This window comes from Nocardia sp. CS682, assembly GCF_004634405.1.
Classification (GTDB): domain Bacteria; phylum Actinomycetota; class Actinomycetes; order Mycobacteriales; family Mycobacteriaceae; genus Nocardia; species Nocardia ninae.
The window spans coordinates 3,376,519-3,392,288 of sequence record NZ_CP029710.1 but is presented as its reverse complement, the minus strand read 5'-3'; the positions used below and the strand labels follow the sequence as shown (position 1 = coordinate 3,392,288).

Annotated in this window: 14 protein-coding genes; 9 read left to right on the top strand and 5 right to left on the bottom strand. The window is 58.9% G+C overall.

What is annotated here, in order from left to right; translation table 11 throughout:
* Nucleotides 1-12: 12 nt before the first annotated feature.
* The 8 genes from DMB37_RS40980 (at nucleotide 13) to DMB37_RS15315 (ending at nucleotide 11,742) form a co-directional block, all read left to right on the top strand.
* On the top strand, nucleotides 13-960 hold the full coding sequence (locus DMB37_RS40980) for a hypothetical protein (protein WP_206055256.1): 948 nt from the start codon (nucleotides 13-15) through the stop codon (nucleotides 958-960).
* 257 nt (nucleotides 961-1,217) lie between these two features.
* A complete protein-coding gene (locus DMB37_RS41705) occupies nucleotides 1,218-1,352 on the top strand; it encodes a hypothetical protein (RefSeq protein ID WP_255508385.1) in 135 nt (44 codons plus the stop codon).
* A 1,348-nt stretch (nucleotides 1,353-2,700) separates the two neighbouring features.
* Nucleotides 2,701-5,217, top strand: a complete 2,517-nt coding sequence (locus tag DMB37_RS15335) for a phosphotransferase (protein ID WP_135233299.1) — start codon at nucleotides 2,701-2,703, stop codon at nucleotides 5,215-5,217.
* 66 nt (nucleotides 5,218-5,283) lie between these two features.
* Nucleotides 5,284-5,421, top strand: a complete 138-nt coding sequence (locus tag DMB37_RS40530) for a hypothetical protein (protein ID WP_167768849.1) — start codon at nucleotides 5,284-5,286, stop codon at nucleotides 5,419-5,421.
* A gap of 239 nt (nucleotides 5,422-5,660) precedes the next feature.
* Entirely contained in the window at nucleotides 5,661-6,335 is a 675-nt protein-coding gene (locus DMB37_RS15330; RefSeq protein WP_135233298.1) for an ABC transporter ATP-binding protein, read from the top strand.
* Nucleotides 6,332-7,696, top strand: coding sequence for a hypothetical protein (locus DMB37_RS15325; protein WP_135233297.1), 1,365 nt, complete (start codon nucleotides 6,332-6,334; stop codon nucleotides 7,694-7,696). Before DMB37_RS15330 ends, DMB37_RS15325 begins: the two co-directional genes overlap by 4 nt.
* A gap of 90 nt (nucleotides 7,697-7,786) precedes the next feature.
* The gene (locus DMB37_RS15320) at nucleotides 7,787-9,709 is read left to right on the top strand and encodes an ABC transporter ATP-binding protein (RefSeq protein WP_167768848.1); all 1,923 of its coding nucleotides are present in this window, start codon (nucleotides 7,787-7,789) and stop codon (nucleotides 9,707-9,709) included.
* On the top strand, nucleotides 9,706-11,742 hold the full coding sequence (locus DMB37_RS15315) for a M13 family metallopeptidase (RefSeq protein ID WP_135233295.1): 2,037 nt from the start codon (nucleotides 9,706-9,708) through the stop codon (nucleotides 11,740-11,742). Before DMB37_RS15320 ends, DMB37_RS15315 begins: the two co-directional genes overlap by 4 nt.
* A 20-nt stretch (nucleotides 11,743-11,762) precedes the next feature.
* Here DMB37_RS15315 and DMB37_RS15310 read toward each other — a convergent pair whose 3' ends face one another.
* The 3 genes from DMB37_RS15310 to DMB37_RS15300 form a co-directional block, all read right to left on the bottom strand.
* Nucleotides 11,763-12,146: a hypothetical protein gene (locus DMB37_RS15310; protein WP_135233294.1), complete on the bottom strand. Its 384-nt coding sequence runs from the start codon at nucleotides 12,144-12,146 to the stop codon at nucleotides 11,763-11,765.
* A 46-nt stretch (nucleotides 12,147-12,192) separates the two neighbouring features.
* Nucleotides 12,193-12,504 carry a hypothetical protein gene (locus DMB37_RS41935; protein WP_370465381.1) on the bottom strand — a complete coding sequence of 104 codons (312 nt, stop codon included), beginning with the start codon at nucleotides 12,502-12,504 and terminating at the stop codon, nucleotides 12,193-12,195.
* Nucleotides 12,505-13,210: 706 nt separating this feature from the next.
* On the bottom strand, nucleotides 13,211-13,687 hold the full coding sequence (locus DMB37_RS15300; protein WP_135233292.1) for a hypothetical protein: 477 nt from the start codon (nucleotides 13,685-13,687) through the stop codon (nucleotides 13,211-13,213).
* Between the two features lie 529 nt (nucleotides 13,688-14,216).
* Here DMB37_RS15300 and DMB37_RS15295 point away from each other — a divergent pair.
* On the top strand, nucleotides 14,217-14,957 hold the full coding sequence (locus tag DMB37_RS15295) for a glutamine amidotransferase (RefSeq protein ID WP_135233291.1): 741 nt from the start codon (nucleotides 14,217-14,219) through the stop codon (nucleotides 14,955-14,957).
* A gap of 5 nt (nucleotides 14,958-14,962) precedes the next feature.
* Here the strand turns inward: DMB37_RS15295 and DMB37_RS15290 are convergent, their stop codons facing one another.
* Both DMB37_RS15290 and DMB37_RS15285 read right to left on the bottom strand, forming a co-directional pair.
* A complete protein-coding gene (locus DMB37_RS15290; protein ID WP_135233290.1) occupies nucleotides 14,963-15,304 on the bottom strand; it encodes a hypothetical protein in 342 nt (113 codons plus the stop codon).
* Nucleotides 15,305-15,368: 64 nt separating this feature from the next.
* Nucleotides 15,369-15,728: a MerR family transcriptional regulator gene (locus DMB37_RS15285; protein WP_135233289.1), complete on the bottom strand. Its 360-nt coding sequence runs from the start codon at nucleotides 15,726-15,728 to the stop codon at nucleotides 15,369-15,371.
* Nucleotides 15,729-15,770 lie beyond the last annotated feature (42 nt).

The following is a 15,770-nucleotide window of genomic DNA, read 5'->3' as shown; positions in this document are numbered from 1 at the left end:
CGGAAGAAGATTATGATCCATTTATCGTTCTCGATTCCGGATAATTCCTCGCCTTGGCGCGAGACATGGGATTACCCCGAGGGCGACGATCCTGCGAATCTTGGGGAACTAGATTTGCGTTATAAGTACTTTGCTGTCGGTGTCGAGATAGTCATAAATGGCACCACGTTCTTCTCGGGGGACACCTATGTGACACTTGTTGATATAGCGCTGGGTCTCCGTGGCGTGGCCGAAGATATTTCCCAGGGTAGGAACTCTACGTTAAGCTTCTCGGAGCGCGACGAGATTTTACAGCTTCGCCATACTGGTGATGGAGTTTCGGTGGGATCGTCCACGAGACCACTGCGGGCAAAGGTGGCAACCAGGGAACTGCTCGACGGAATCATCGACTTCTTGCGATCGGCTTATTCCGTATTGACTGAAGAAGTTGCTGGCCTACGTGCCAATTTGGTGGTTCAGGAAATTATTGTACCCTGGATTGAAGGCGACCTGCTAAAGGAGAAGAAAATGACCGGCTCGGATTCAGTTATCTTCACCGTCAAGACTGGAGAGAGAGGGACGACGTCTCTTAAATTCTTCAATCAAACCGGATGGATCGCGTACTTTGCGGGAACCGACACCGAGGATGCCCGAATAATGCGTGTGGAGGGTTGGCAGCATTCGACTGGAACGGCGCTCGTCGTCGACCCCAAACGCGGAGCCCTGCGCCCTGTGACCGAATTCGAAGATTTCACTCGCCTGGAGAAGGCCGACCAGGTCGTAGCCGCATTGCCAGGAGGGGGCTGGCGGGTGCATCCGAAAATGGAAGGGGCACAGGGAACGTCGCACACGGAGCAGGTATTAGCCTGGCTCATCACGTCGCAAGGAAAGGCGACCGCGATCACTATCGATTCCTCCGGCTATGTCAGTGACGCCGATAGCGCAGACACATTCATTCCGCCGGGGGAAGGTTCGCACTAGCCTCGATCTTTCAAGACGAAGGGTGATGTGCTGGTTTGGAGGTTCGGATTGGGTTTCGCTGCATATCAGCAGCGGCTGGGCGACCCTGGGTGGGCCCGGTCAGCCGGGGTGGCTGCCGGGATCCACGGGCGCAGAAGCGGTTGCACTTTCGGATCGGCGGGTCGATTAGTTCTGCTGCGCCCGCAGGATGATCCGATCCGTGCGGGATCTGCCCGCCACCTGCCCAGCGTGCTCCCCGCGTCCACGGGGATGAACTCATGGGTGCAGATGTGATCAAGGAGGCGGCAGGGGTGCTAGACGGCGGTCGTGTGTTGCTGCCTGCTCAGCTTGATGGACATCCTTTCGGTTCATCGCTGACTGTTGTCACGCCGACGGTGTCGTCGAACTACTAGCTCGGCATCGGCTGACATCAGCGGCTCAGGGCGGCGAGAAGGCGGTGTAGATGTTGTACGAGCCGTGCTGGGGGCACTGACAGCGTCGGTACGGGTACCGCCGTCCGTCGCTTGGACGAGCGATTCTCGTGCGGCAGCTTCAGTGTTGCCGATCGGCGGTGCCACATGAGCAACCTGGACAGCGGGTCGGCGGGTAGTTCGGCGGTGCGCGCGGCGGCTGTCCTCGGCGCTTCTCGTAGCCCTTACTGGTCGATATGGCCCGATCAGGCTCATGGTGGACACCAGGCGACGTTCAAACTGCCTGGCCGCGTTGAACGTCGCGTAGACCGCCATAGGCAAAGCCGAGGAGGTCACCCGAGCGGAAGCGCTGCGTCCACGGGTTCCCAGTCCATCGGCGAGAGGTGTACGCCCCGCGGGATCGCGCACCGCCTTTCCTCAAGTTTCGGCGTCGAGACGTGGCAGAGCCGTCGACGTGGGTTGCCAGGGGACATGGCCTGACTGTGACCGCAGGAAGTCGGTCCGCACTACCGGCTACGGACCCCCTCGCCACCTCTGTCGAACCCAGCGGGCGGAGTAGACCCACTGAAGCGCATGGAGTGACTCGCATCACATTAATGGTTCAATTCGGCGGGAACCATACGAGGCTTGGGCGCGTCCAACTTAGTGATCGGAACTCAGAAACGTGCCCCTGCAGGGCAACTCGGAATCGGGGGCAGTAATGAACGCAGTAGCAACCGTCTGGTCGACGCAGCTCGCTCAGGCTCGCGCCGATCAGCGCGCCCAAGACGGCAGGTTTGGGGCAGCCACTGCCAAAAGTATTGCAGCACTGGACATCCCTGTATACGATCGCTGAACCGTGCTAGGCTCACGATCGGGAATTACATTGGGGGACTCGGAGAGTCGTTGATTCGGAGGGGGATCATCAATGGTCGGCTCTAGCCGACTGCATGCTGTTAGTCGACTTGCAGCGCAATTCGAAGGCTGTTGAGACCTCCAGTCTTTGCCGCCTCAGTTGAAACCTATTCACGCAATTATTCAGCGCCGCCGGTACAGGCATGCGCTTTATCTTGGGAGGGTAAATTATGAGCACACGGAGAATCGGCACAGCGATCGCATCTATGGGCGTCGTATTCGCCACCGCTATCCTCACTGCTGGTGAGGCTCACGCCGACGTAACGGTCACAGTGAAGTGTCAGCAGGTGGAGAACTCGGGCGGAGCTTCCGTCGGCTACCTGTACGGAACCGGTTCCGGGCCTAGCATCGGTGATGCTATCCGGGACGCCAAGAAGAATGTGGTTGTGCCTGAGGGATACTACAAGCGGCACTGCAAGAAGATTTAATCTGCTGCATGTTATACGAAAGATACTGCGCTCGTGATCGAGAATTCTTTGCGGTCCGCGAAGCGCAGGTCAACCAAGATGACCTGCTGATATCCGAGACCATTCCCGGATATCAGCAGGAATCTGCCGCGTATTGGACACATTGGACTCCGGCCGAGGCGATTCCGCTGCAGATCCAGGGTTGGAAAATTCACGTCAGTGCCTCGTACGGAAGCGAGCGTGAGGTAGCGTCGGTCGTCGCGCACTTTTGCGCCGAGCGGACCCTGTACTTCAAGGCGGCTACCGCAGTTTCATGGTACCGCGCAATGAATTCTAAGAATGCGTCGCGGACCACATCCGGAAAATTGTTGACCATCTATCCGCCGGGTGATGTGTTGGAGCAGATAATCCAGGACTTGGATATCGTGATGCGCTCGTTCGATGGACCAGATGTGCTCACCGATCTACGTGTATCCAGTGGCCCGATTCATCTGCGATATGGCGCGTTCAAACGGATGGAAGAAGGCGGGGTTCTTTGCATCGTTGGGCCGGATGGAGAACTGCAGGAAGACATCCGTCAGCCCTGGTTCAGTCCGCCGGAGTGGATCGAGGTGCCGCAATTTATAACGAATGCCGCAAGAACGCCACCGAAAACGCTGGCGCCCTTTCGGATCATGTCGGCCATCAAACAGTCCAATGCGGGCGGCGTTTACGCCGGTGTCATGGTCCAATCCGACCGGAAGATTGTAGTCAAGGAGGGACGGTTACACGCCGGCCTCACATCTGACGGGCGCGATGGCTATCAAAGAATCCGGCACGAGACTATTATGCTCGAGCGGATTCGAGATGCTGGAATCGGGCCGGAAGTATTATGGCATGGCGACGTCGGTGGACGTTATCTTCTCGCTCTTGCCGATGTCGGGGAAAACACGCTTCAGTCATGGATCGTCTCCAATATCCCCCTCTACAGCACGGACTCGGTCGTGTGGAGCCGTTACGCCTCCAACTGCAAGGTGATCGTAGACAACTTGCTCGTACACGTCAGGGCCCTGCAACGACGGGATATTATTCACGCTGATCTACATCCGCGCAATATTATTGTCGATGTCGAGTCATTGGCAACGACGATAATAGATTTCGAGACAGCACGTTCGGCGTCGAGTGACACCACGTCTGGAGTCAACGCGCCGGGGTACCGGCCGCCGAAAGACCTACCGCGCCATCGTGACGACGAGTATGCGGTCGCACAGATAATCGTTTACATGCTTACCGCACGGAACGAGCACAGCGATATCACACCGAACCGCGTCAACCGGGCTGTCCCCGCATTGCTCGAACGGCTTAGTTATGCTAACGGCCAGCCACCTCGTGCTGTCGCCGAGCTCACGGCGGTACATTCGCAATTGGTCGACAGCATTCGAGTTTCGTCGGGGCATGTGGCGGATCTTGTTGAGCCGCCAGCTGACTTCATCGGCGCTCTTTCACGTGACCTTCCCAAGACGATGGCCGCGGCGGCGAGCAGGTTAGGCCGTCAAGCAGTCCATTTCGATGCCCTCGAAGATGACATGCACGGCATAGCTTTCGGCATCGCGGGTCATACTATCGCGTTGCTGGGGTCGGGTAGTGCAGGGGAAGTTTCTCGCCTTCTTGCTGAGGCTGCGGATACACGCAGGGTGGGCCTGTTCGATGGGGTATGCGGGACGATCTATGCGTTGGTGGCGAGCGGTGAAATCGACGCCGCATTGAATGTGCTGCAGCGTTCCCGGCCGCTGGACGCAGCTCAGGGTTGGCGGATTTTCGACGGGAAACCCGGCGTACTGCTCGCCGCGATGCGGATGGCTGCCTATCCAGAAGTGGCGTCAGTTCTTGTCCCCGACATCGAGCACGAGTTGAAGCGATTAGCTCATAATTATCTGTCGGACAAAAATTTTCTCCGGACAGGACAAACTGTCAAAACAAACCGAACAATCGAACAGAATTCGGGGCTCCTATTCGGAGATCTTGGACTCGCCTGGCTATTTGCCGAGGCATACCATTGTTACGACCGGCCGATATATCTGGACGTCCTCAACGAGGCCATGGTCAGAGAGCTCGAACGCTACCATGCCGACTCCGAGGGGAGACTTCAGTTCAAGCAAGAAGGCCGACTACTGCCATATCTTGCCACCGGTTCGGCGGGTTTCGGAGTTGTTTTGTCAAATCTGCCCCGTGAGAGGATAGCTCCGAGCGTGGCCGAATGTGTCGATAGTCTTGTTGCCGCCGCATCTCCTGTCTTCAGCGTGAATTGTGGACTGTTCAACGGTTACGCCGGCCTGGTGTACGGATCGAATGGACTTCGAGCCTTCTCGAAACTACCAATGATCGATATCGCCGAACTCAATCAAATGGCTCGCGGCATGTCCGTCCGGACCTCATTCGATGCGTGGGCTATACCTGGGGACTTAAACCTTCGGATTACGACCGACTTCGCTACGGGATCTAGCGGAGTCATCCATGCTGCCAACCTTATGGCCAGAGACGACTACGGCCTCTTGCCGCAGTTATAGCTTGGCGTGGTGTGCGTCAAGGGCCCAACGGCCTTATAGAAACACAAAAGAGGGAGAAGTAACACAATGATCATGCTGGATGTTTCCGCACTGCAGCGGATGGAACCCGCCGATAGCCGTAGCGCGTTCGGTGACGAGATGGTCAGCACCGCTAGCCACAATGAGTGCGAAGGTATCAGCACCATCAGCTGGCACGGTTGCTGATCGCCGGTCGCGCCGTGCTCGTCGGGCCGGCCAGGTAACGACATCGACGGACGGCGGCGGAGCCGAAGTAGGGCTTCGCCGCCGCTCGAGGTCCGTTGTGATCAGGTCCTCAGGGTCAGAATCAGTGACATCCCTGAGGCCGAAAAGAGTTGGGGCGGGTACTCTTCGGGACGGCCTGTTCGGCACCATCGCGGTCACGTCGAGTCGTGTGGGGGATATCCGTATGGAGGGAAAGAAACATGAGTCTGTCGATCCGAGGTGCTAGCAAGCGGTATCCAGCGACCAGGGCCGCCGCGGAGGCACGCACGGTACTGGATGGGGTGGACTTGTCGGTGTCGCGCGGTGAATTTGTAACGGTGATGGGAAAGAGCGGTTCCGGCAAGAGCACGCTATTGCATTGTGCGGCCGGCCTTCTTCCACTGTCATCTGGTGAAATAAGTCTGAACTCCCACAATATATCGAAGAGTTCGAGCCGCGCGATGAGTCGTCTGTACCGAACCGATATCGGCTTCATCTTTCAGTCGTCCAATTTGATCCGAGGACTTACCGGCTACGGCAACGTAGAATTTGCTTTGCGTTGTGCAGGACGTAAAGTTTCGCGCGCGGAGATCCGATCCTTCTTTTGCGAGATGGATATCGAGGTATGTCTCGATTTGTATCCGGACGAGATGTCCGGCGGGCAAATGCAGCGCGTAGCTGTCGCTCGTGCTTTGCTGAAGCGGCCGGGCATAGTGTTCGCCGATGAGCCGACTGGATCTTTGGACGCCACGAATGGCGAATTCGTCGTGAAACAGCTGCGGGCACTCGCCGATCTCGGGAGTTCGGTACTTGTCGTGACGCATTCCGATGCGGTCGCAAGGGAATCCGATACGGTGTACGTGATGGAGCAAGGGAAGCTGGGGAAGGGCCGATGACTACTCTGCCGCGGCTCGCCTGGTTCAGCTTGCGCACCCACTGGGGTGTGTTGACAGCATCGGCGCTCTTTTATGCTGCCGTTATTTCCGCGCTGACCATCCCATCGTCATATCTCGAGTCTGCAGCAGCCTTGCCGGACGGCAAACAGCGGGACGCAATCACGGCTATATCGGTGAATTCCATCATATGGACATCCGTTGCCTTCTTGTTGTTCTCACCTGCAGTGAGTCGATTTGTCGTGAGAATCCAGCAGGACGAGATCGGCCGGTGGCGACTGATCGGCATTTCTTCGACGAGTCTGTTCGGTGTCATTGTGGTGCAATCTACGGCTGGCATCGTGGCGGGAGCGATTCTCGCTGTTCCGATATCGGCGCTCGGTCTGAATCTCGTGCAACTCCTCCTCGAATCGGTTCCACTCAACGAGACCGGCCTTTTGCTGATTCCCGCCGAGTTTCAGATCGGGATTGGATCTGTTGCTCTTTCGACTTCAGTCGTTCTAACTTTTACGCTATCTTTGATAGCGGCGATACGTACTGTCTTCATAATTTTTTCAATCCCGCCCATCGCTTCGCTCGATTCGCGTGCCGGACATAGCCAATTCAACCGGCGGCGATCTGTTCTCGGCATGGCGTGGCGAGGTATCCAGTTCGCAATACTTGCCGGTTTGTTGTGGATCACGGCGTCGGTGGATCAGAAGGAACGTGGTATCTTTGTCATCGGCGCGGGTGTCCTGTTCGCGTGGATCTTTACGAGCCTGTTGGGTCGTCGAGTATTCGATGGAATAGCCCGATGCTTTCTGTGGCTAGTTCCCGGTGCGCCGGGGATCGCAGTGAGTAGCTCGCTGGTGCAACTCTTTCGAGTTGCAATGCCGGCGCTGCTCCCTCTTGGTATAATGTGCAGTCTTTCGGGAATCGTACTGACTGTAAGCAACGTAGACGCCGTCAAGTACGGTGGCGGCGTCGAGCTGATCGACTTTATGTTGCTGTTCTCCGGAATCCTCTTCGTCGGCGTGGCCGCATCGCTCATCGTGATCGTGCTCTGTATGCAGGAATCTCTCGCGGAATTTCACCGACTACGTATGCAGGGTATGTCGCCACGTGTGCTGCTTTCAGTGGTAGCTATGGATGGGCTGGCCATAGTGATAGCTATGGCCGCCACGTGCCTAGCGGCAATTGCTTTTGTCGTAGGCGTCGTTCGATTTTCATCGGGAGTCGGCTTTTCGGATATCTTGTCATCCATCGACGTGCGAGTGTCTGCAGCCTTTGGAGGCTTGACTGGAATCTTCCTGATAATCTTGTCCGTCACAGTACTTGGTGACTTGTTTCGAAGGTATCCACGGTATGCCTTCCTGGAAACGTAGGAGGGTGAGACTTCCGGGATGGGCATTTGGGGGAGGATAGCTCAGTCACCATCACCCACTCCGACTCCGACTCGGATCCGGACCGAACCGTTGATCGGCATCGACAATCTTGCCGACCCGGATTGGGTTGGCACACACCGTCAGGTCGTTCGCGCTAGTGTCTCCCAAGCGGTACTGGCCCTGCCCAGGACGGTCTCGGTCGTGGTGGGGCTGGCCTGGCGGACAGCAAAGTGGCTGGTGCTGGCCGTCGGGTTTGTGAGTTTGGCTGCAGGCGGCATGCGCGCGATCGGGCTCCTGGCGACCGCCTCTGTGTTTACAGAATTCTTAGCAGGCGGACCGACGCCCGATCGCCTCGTGCGCGCGGCACCCTCGCTGTTGATTGTTGTCGCTGCTTATTCGATCACGGCGCTACTGGACTCCGCGGTGGGAGCTGCGGAAGGTAGTTTGCGGCCCCGCTTGGTGCACGCGGTGGAAAATGAGATAACCAGCAGCGTCGCTGGGGTCGACCTAATAGCATTCGAAGATCCTGATTTTCGAGAGCTGATCGAGCAAGGTGGCCGGGTCGCTATACGCGCTTTCGAGGTGTGCGCCAGCCAGATTATTCGCCTATTGACATCAGCGACCGTATTGGGTTCGTCGATGTTGGCCGTCGCAATAATGAATCCGCTGCTGATGCTGGCTGTGGTCCTCGCCGCTCTGCCGTCTGTGTGGGCTTCGTCGGTGAGTGCTCGGTTGAACTATGAACACTTCCTTGGAACGGTCACTCGCAACCTGCAGAAGTCGGTCATCGACCAAACAACCACAAGCCGAGAATTTGCACTCGAGCGAACTGCGTTAGCCTTGCAGAGCCGACTGGCGGCCGACTATAGGCGTGTCACAGATGGCTTACTGGTCGAAGATCTGGTAGTGGCAAGGCGGAGGACGCGCGTCCAGCTGGCCGGCCGGACAATGGGCGGCGTCGGAACGGGGTTATCGTATGCGCTGCTAGGGCTGCTGTTGTATGGCCAGTTCATCGAGCTGGGCTCGGCTGCAGTCGCCGCACTTGCGATGCGGAACAGTGGCGCGACGCTGGCGGGCGCGATGATGATCGTGAACGAGCTGTTCGAGAAGGGTTTCCATATCTCCTTCTATAAACGTCTGTTGAAGGAATGTGTCAAGCGCCGTAGAATCGTTGGCGCTCATAAGATTCCGGAGCACGGACCGGATGTCATCCGACTCGAATCAGTCGAGTTCAAGTATCCGGGTGCGGCGACACCGGCAGTTTCTGGGATCAATATTACCATTCGTCGCGGCGAAACAGTTGCGTTGATCGGCGAGAACGGATCCGGCAAGTCGACAGTCGCCAAACTGATTGCCGGACTGTATTCACCCTCCGATGGTGTCGTCGAGTGGGACGATATGAATCTGCAAACCGTCGAAGCGGAATCGGTTCGTAGGACGGTGGCGTTTGTGTCCCAGGAGCCGGCCAGATGGCCGATGACCGCCGTGAACAACGTCCTGATCGGACGCGGATTCTTGGCGGAAAAGAACATTGAAGCGTGGGTAGCGGCCATGCACGCATCCGGCGCGGGCCGAGTAGTCGAGCGGTTGGACCGTGGAGAGGAGACCCTACTGTCGCGCAAATTCCGGGAGGGGGTGGACCTCTCGGCGGGGCAGTGGCAAAGATTCGGCATCGCACGCGGTATCTACGCCCGTGCTCCCGTGCTGATTGCCGACGAACCGACGTCAGCATTGGATGCTCGGGCCGAGGCCGATGCGTTCGACTTTCTGATGAACACGAATCGTCGGCTCGGTGCGACGACTGTGCTCGTGACGCACCGGCTCTCGAACGTCTGTCGGGCCGACCAAATCGTGGTTCTCGATCGTGGACGAATAGTCGAGATCGGCACACACAAGGAGCTCATGGAACAGTCGGAGGGTATTTATCGCGCGATGTTCGAGATCCAGTCATCGGGCTTCGAGAACGCAATAGGCTCGAATCATGGTACTGCTGATCACGAATATGCAGTATGAAGCGCAGGGAGGACGCTCTGATCAATCGACGTAATTTCCTCGCGTCGACCGGCCTCCTGCTGGTTGGGTCGTCGGTACCGGCGAGCACGTACAACGGCGGAAAGGAACTCAACGGTGCAGGCCCGGCGTTCCGGCCGCAGGATGATCTGTACCGCTACGTCAACGGCAAATGGCTGTATGAGTATCAACTGCCTGCGGATAGAGCGAGCCAGAGCAGCGGCGAAGAACTTGCTGAGCGAATCCAGCTGCAACTCACGGAGCTGATCAAGGCTATCCACGATCCATTGCCCGGTTCTATCGAGCAGAAGATTCGCGATCTATATGATGCACAGCTCGATATCGAGACTCGTGATCAGCTTGGCCTCAGCCCGATTCGGGATTTACTCGACGCGATAGACAGGGCCGGTACGAAGCAAGAACTTGCCGGCGCGATGGCTGCAATCTCGAAAGAACTGCCCGCCGGGAAGACTCAAGGCGCCATGGGCGGGCTTATTGGATTCAGGATCGTACCGGATGGCGGGGTCGGTCGGCCGATGCTCTTCCAATCGGGTATCAGGTTCGACAGAGCTTTCTATGTGTCGGCCGATCAGGTGTCGCGGCGGGATGCTTACAGGAAGTTTCTGGCTCGAATTGCAAGCGCAGCCGACTTCGCGGATGGTAACAGCCGCGCCGATGCCATGCTGGAATTGGAATCACGGATCGCCGGCCTGCATTGGGATCGAAGCCGCTCCCGCGATGCCTCGGCCACTCGGAATGTCATAAAGTACCAACAGATCTTCGACTCTTCGCCCGGTTTCGATTGGGTGGATTGGACTGTGGCGCTCTTCGAGAGGGAAGTTTTCGGTGACGTGATCGTTGCTCAGCCATCTTTTATGGCGGCGGTCGGTGCATTGTGGTCCGAGGTTGATATAGATTTATGGCGGAACTATCTCGCACTCGGCGCGATTCGAGATTTTTGTTTCTATCTGGGTAGACCGTTCTCCGATTATGCGTTCGACTTCTTTGGGCGTGCGATGAGTGGACTGACGGATCCGCCGTCCGATATGGCTTCCGCAGTGGAGACAGTCGACAAGTTTCTGGATCACGCACTGGGTCGCAAATATGTCGAAGCGCACTTTTCCGAGCATGCTATGCTGCTGGTTTCCGATATGGTGGAGAACATCAAAGATGCGTATCGAAGAAATTTTTCGACATCAGCTTGGATGAGTGATGCTACGAAGGTAGCGGCAATAGAAAAACTCGATAGTATGTCGGCGCGGATCGGATATCCGAAAGTTTGGCCCGACTGTCATAAATATGAAGTATCGCGCGGCCGCCTGATAGGCAGTATTCGAGCTATATCAAAGGTTGAGTGTCAGCACGTGATCGCGTCAATATGCAAGCCGGTGGACAACTCGGTATGGTCTATTCCGTCATATCGAGTGGAGGCATCCTATTCGCGGCAGCAAAACCGGATCACCCTTGCGGCAGCGGTACTGCAGCCTCCGTATTTCGATCCTGGACAGGACGCCGCTCTGAATTATGGGGCTATCGGCTCGATAATTGCGCATGAGATCGGACACGGTTTCGATGATCAAGGCGCCAAGTACGACGCGGTTGGCAATCTGCGAGATTGGTGGACCGACCAGGACAGATCGGCTTTCGAGCAAAAAGTCCGAGCGGTGGTCGATCAGTATGGTCGGTTGACGGTCGATACTTCGGGCCGGACGCATCGTGTGAATGGTGCATTGACCGTCGGTGAGAATATTGCAGATATTCGTGGACTAACGATGGCGCTGGAAGCGTACTACTTAGAAAGCCAGAAGCGCGGCGAGCGGTTGGACTTTGCAGCCTTCTTCATATCGTATGCGAGGCGATGGCGGCAGAAGATTCGATCAGGGATTGCCAATGCCGCCACCGCCTCCAGCGTCCATGCGCCCGCAGAGGTCCGCGTCAACCAAGTTGTTCGAAACACGTCGGAGTTCCACACCGTGTTCGACGTTCGGAGCACAGACCGACTCTATCTTCCCGCCTCGGAGCGGGTGTCGTTCTGATCAATTAGGTAGCCTGATGCTCAAACTGCGTGCTCAGTAATCTGTTGGTGATATGTGACTTTATTGGTCGAGCCGTCGTCGGAGTCCGAGAAGGTGAAAGCGATGTGCTCTTTGACGGATTCTTCGAGTACTGATATATCGGCCTTTTCGGGATCTGCAACCTTCTCTGTCTCGATTATAAGCAATTGACGTTCCTTTCTCGATCCGGCTGGTATGCCCGGATTGAGAGCAGCCCATTGCTTTTCGAGATCTGATCCCGGCTCTGATTCGTCGGTCGTCTGCACGTCGAAATGACTGGGTAGGCTGTATTTTTCGATGATACCTACCATGTACTCCAGGAGGTCATCGAACTCTTCCCGGGTGCTGTAGATGCTGACCCGCAGTTTCTTTCTGGACGTCTCCATGGTGAGCCCCTCCCTTAGTGGCCGACTATAGCGCTCGCGCTCGATCCTACCGAGTCGTTGCCGAATTTGCGATTCTCAATTTGGTGTTCCCACACGACGGCCCATTTGGATGGCGGCGTGTGGTGGTCAGGCAGCGCCAACCGTGCCGGATCACCCGGCCAGGAACACACGGTTCAGCACGGGCAGGATGCCCAGCAGTAGGGTCGGCGAATCGTACGTACTGGTCGTAGCGCACCTTCGCCGGCGCGATACCACCGATAACCGCCGCCGTGGTCAGGTGACCAGGTTGGACAATCCGGAGACCGGCTGCCAGGCGGTAACCAACAGGAAGCGGGGCCATTCGCGAAATCGGCGCCATGATCGGCATGGTGAGGGCGGCGTGTCCGGAGGAGGAGGACGGGATCAGGAAGCCCAGGGGATGTTCACGAGAAACACGGTGTCGGCGAACAGCGCTCCGGGGGTGCTGGTTACCAGGCTTTCCAGCGCGTGCAGGGTGGTGCTGGTGATTGAGCTGTTGTTCATGCCCGATCACCATGCCTGCCCCGACAAGGTCGCCGAACTCCTTGCCGATGGCCCCGGACATGCTGTTCCCCCGGCCGCGATGAGCCGGACCACCACGGCGCAGACCACGAACAGCGCGGTGAGTTCCGGGAAGTGCCAATCTAATTCCCACTTGAAACGGTCAGCCCCTGGCCGGTGATCACCTTTGCCCACTGGATGATCGCGAAGACCATGAACGCGAAAGTGAGCGTAACCAGCCAGAGCACTGTGGCTCATCGGGTCGGGTCGGTGATCTTCGGCCCGCTGGTCGCGGTCGCCGAGTTGCCAGCCCGACCAGGGCTTGCAGGGATCCCGCGCGACCCCGGCGCGCAAACCAGAGCACGTGTCTGACCGTGACCGTGGTGAGCACCTCCAGCATGGCGAGACGGAGCAGGATGCCCGCCCCGATGGGAGCGTCGGCCTGCTGAGGGGCGGTGCTGGTGGCGGGTAAAACCTAAACAACACAAGCTGCGAGTACTGCTTTGCGCAGGGGTATTCGCGACGGTTGTCGCTTCAGGCCGGGTTCAGCCGGCCAAATCGACGAGGTGGTGGTGGGTTCGGGTGGTGGCGCGGACTGCGGCGGCGATCGCGACTATCGGGGGTACCCAGCGGGCCTCGGTGGGGGAGATCGACCAGGAGGGTGCGCCTTGGGCGAGTCTGGTTGGGGGGAGGGGGATGCTTGCGCCGTCGGTGTGGACGGTCGCACCTGCGTTGCGCAGTGCTTCGATGGCCATGGCTGCTTTGGTGGCACCGCGGACGAGGTGGATCTCGCGGCGTTGTGCGCCGGGGATCTCGATGACCGGGCCGGAGAGGTTGTTGGCGCGCAGGAAGCGGCGGACAGCGGCGGCCATGGCGCCGGTGAGTTCGACGGCGGCGACCTGCTCGTCGGTGATCAGGCTGCGGCCGTTGGCTGTTTCGGCGACGGTCCAGCCGTGGCGGCGGTAGTCGTGGGCCGCGTCGGGTGTTGCCGTGGTGACGGAACTCGGAAACGTCACGGGCACTGCCTTCTCCTTCACCGGGTAGATCGAGGTCGCGCAGCGGAATGTGCAGGCAATTCGGGCTCGGCCGGAACCGGGCGAACAAGCGCAGCCCAAATCTGACATCTGCACCTGTGCATCAAATCTGTTGCGGCTAAGAGTTTCCCTACAGAAACCTTGCGATCCCTGAACCGCACCAGCGATTCTGCGCGCAACCCCGGCTCGAGACATCGCCCCGCGGTCTCGTCTCTTGTCATCCTTTGGGCGGACCTACCCCGACCCGAGTCACCCGCGGACCCTGAGGGCGTGCCGGACAAAGAATGGCGAGCCGCAGGCCAGGCGCCTGCGGCTCGCGCACTGAATGCCGATCAACCCCTCGGTGCACGGCTCCAGCTGGGTCGGGGACTGTGCCGCGACCGATATTCGTCTGCCGATGATCCTGACAGTCTCGGCTGATCGGGGGTATCGGTCGTACGACCGACAGTGCGCGCGAACACGCCACCGGTAGGCGCAAACTCCCGTTTCGGCAGTGTCGATCTTGCACAATCGGTGCATGCCCAAGCCCTGCCTGCTGCTCCAGTTGCGACCCGAGCGCGCCGCGGCGGACGACGAGTACTACGCCATCCTGCGTGCGGGCGGACTCGACGTCGGCGACGTGGTGCGGGTGCAGATGGATCAGGGCCTTCCGCACCTCGAACTCGACGATTTCGCGGCGGTGATCGTCGGCGGTGGACCGAGCAATGTCAGCGGCCCGGAGGACAAGAAGTATGACTACCAGCAGCGTTTCGAGCCGGGATTGAAGAAGCTGCTGCTCGAGATCGTCGCGCGCGACTTCCCGTATCTGGGTGCCTGCTACGGGCTGAGCATCCTGGCGGACGTGCTCGGCGGCACGGTGAGCGGCGAACGATACAGCGAGAAAGCGGGCGCGCAGACGATCGAATTGACCGACAACGGGGCCGAGGATCCGCTGCTGCGCGGCATTCCACGGTCGTTCCGGGCCTTCGGCGGTCACAAGGAGGCGTGCCAAGATGTGCCGCCGAACGCGGTTTTGCTGGCGGGATCGGCCGGTTGCCTGGTGCAGATGATCCGCGTGGGCCGACATGTGTACGCAACCCAGTTCCATCCCGAACTCGATGGCGACGGACTTGCGCTGCGCATCGAAATATATCGGCACGCAGGCTATTTCGATCCGGCGGAAGCGGAATACCTGACCGCGCTGGGTCACCGAGAAGACATCACCGCTCCGAAGGAGATCCTGCGCCGCTTCCTGACCAGGTACCGCAGCGCGGATTGACCAGGTCAGCCGGTGGTGATGCCGCTGGCGATCTTGACGACGACCTTGTCGGCGGTGACCTCCTGCACCGTGACATTGAACCCGTCGGCGGACTGCGTCTGCCCGGCGGGGACGCTGACCTGCTGGCCACCCACCTTCAGCGTGACGGTATCCCCGTTCACCGCAACGAGTTCCGCGTCCACCCCGATGATGGTGACCTTGGCGTTCACTCCGCGGTCGAAGGTGACCGTGCAACCGCTCACGCCGCAGTCGGTCTTGGTACCCGCACCTTCCACCGTGCAGGCGGACACTCCGAGCGCAGCGAACAGGGCGAGCGCGAGCAGGACGGCCAAGCGGCGAGCAGACATGCCGCCAGAATAGAGCGAATCGGACAAGATCGGGTCCGCGTCGCGTCATCGATCACACTGCGGGTTACCCGGACGGCTCGGTCCGCCGCCGATTGTTCGCACGCAGGGCGGCGTTGTCGGTGCGCAGGCGGTCGTTGTCGGAATGCAGGTCGGCGTTGGCATCTTCCAGGTCGAGGATGCGGCCGATGCCTGCGAGATTGATCCCTGCGGCGGCCAGCGTGGTGATGCGGTGTAGTCGAGCGAGATCATCGCCGCTGTAGCGGCGGGTGCCGCCGTCGCTGCGGGCGGGCCGGACCAGGCCGTGCCGTTCGTAGAGCCGCAGTGTCTGCACGCCGATGCCGGCCAGGTCGGCGGCCACCGAGATCCCGTACACCGCCTGTCCCGGATCAGGGAGGTGGGTTCCACCCGCTGGCTCTGCTGGCATGGCACTCCTTCTCTCGCAGATTTTCTAGTGTAGACACTTGCA

Bases quoted from the DNA above. Each gene is read 5' to 3' on its own strand.
- DMB37_RS40980 (WP_206055256.1), top strand. From the start codon at position 13: ATGATCCATTTATCGTTCTCGATTCCGGATAATTCCTCGCCTTGGCGC.
- DMB37_RS41705 (WP_255508385.1), top strand. From the start codon at position 1,218: ATGGGTGCAGATGTGATCAAGGAGGCGGCAGGGGTGCTAGACGGCGGT.
- DMB37_RS15335 (WP_135233299.1), top strand. From the start codon at position 2,701: ATGTTATACGAAAGATACTGCGCTCGTGATCGAGAATTCTTTGCGGTC.
- DMB37_RS40530 (WP_167768849.1), top strand. From the start codon at position 5,284: ATGATCATGCTGGATGTTTCCGCACTGCAGCGGATGGAACCCGCCGAT.
- DMB37_RS15330 (WP_135233298.1), top strand. From the start codon at position 5,661: ATGAGTCTGTCGATCCGAGGTGCTAGCAAGCGGTATCCAGCGACCAGG.
- DMB37_RS15325 (WP_135233297.1), top strand. From the start codon at position 6,332: ATGACTACTCTGCCGCGGCTCGCCTGGTTCAGCTTGCGCACCCACTGG.
- DMB37_RS15315 (WP_135233295.1), top strand. From the start codon at position 9,706: ATGAAGCGCAGGGAGGACGCTCTGATCAATCGACGTAATTTCCTCGCG.
- DMB37_RS15310 (WP_135233294.1), bottom strand. From the start codon at position 12,146: ATGGAGACGTCCAGAAAGAAACTGCGGGTCAGCATCTACAGCACCCGG.
- DMB37_RS41935 (WP_370465381.1), bottom strand. From the start codon at position 12,504: ATGGCGCCGATTTCGCGAATGGCCCCGCTTCCTGTTGGTTACCGCCTG.
- DMB37_RS15295 (WP_135233291.1), top strand. From the start codon at position 14,217: ATGCCCAAGCCCTGCCTGCTGCTCCAGTTGCGACCCGAGCGCGCCGCG.
- DMB37_RS15290 (WP_135233290.1), bottom strand. From the start codon at position 15,304: ATGTCTGCTCGCCGCTTGGCCGTCCTGCTCGCGCTCGCCCTGTTCGCT.
- DMB37_RS15285 (WP_135233289.1), bottom strand. From the start codon at position 15,728: ATGCCAGCAGAGCCAGCGGGTGGAACCCACCTCCCTGATCCGGGACAG.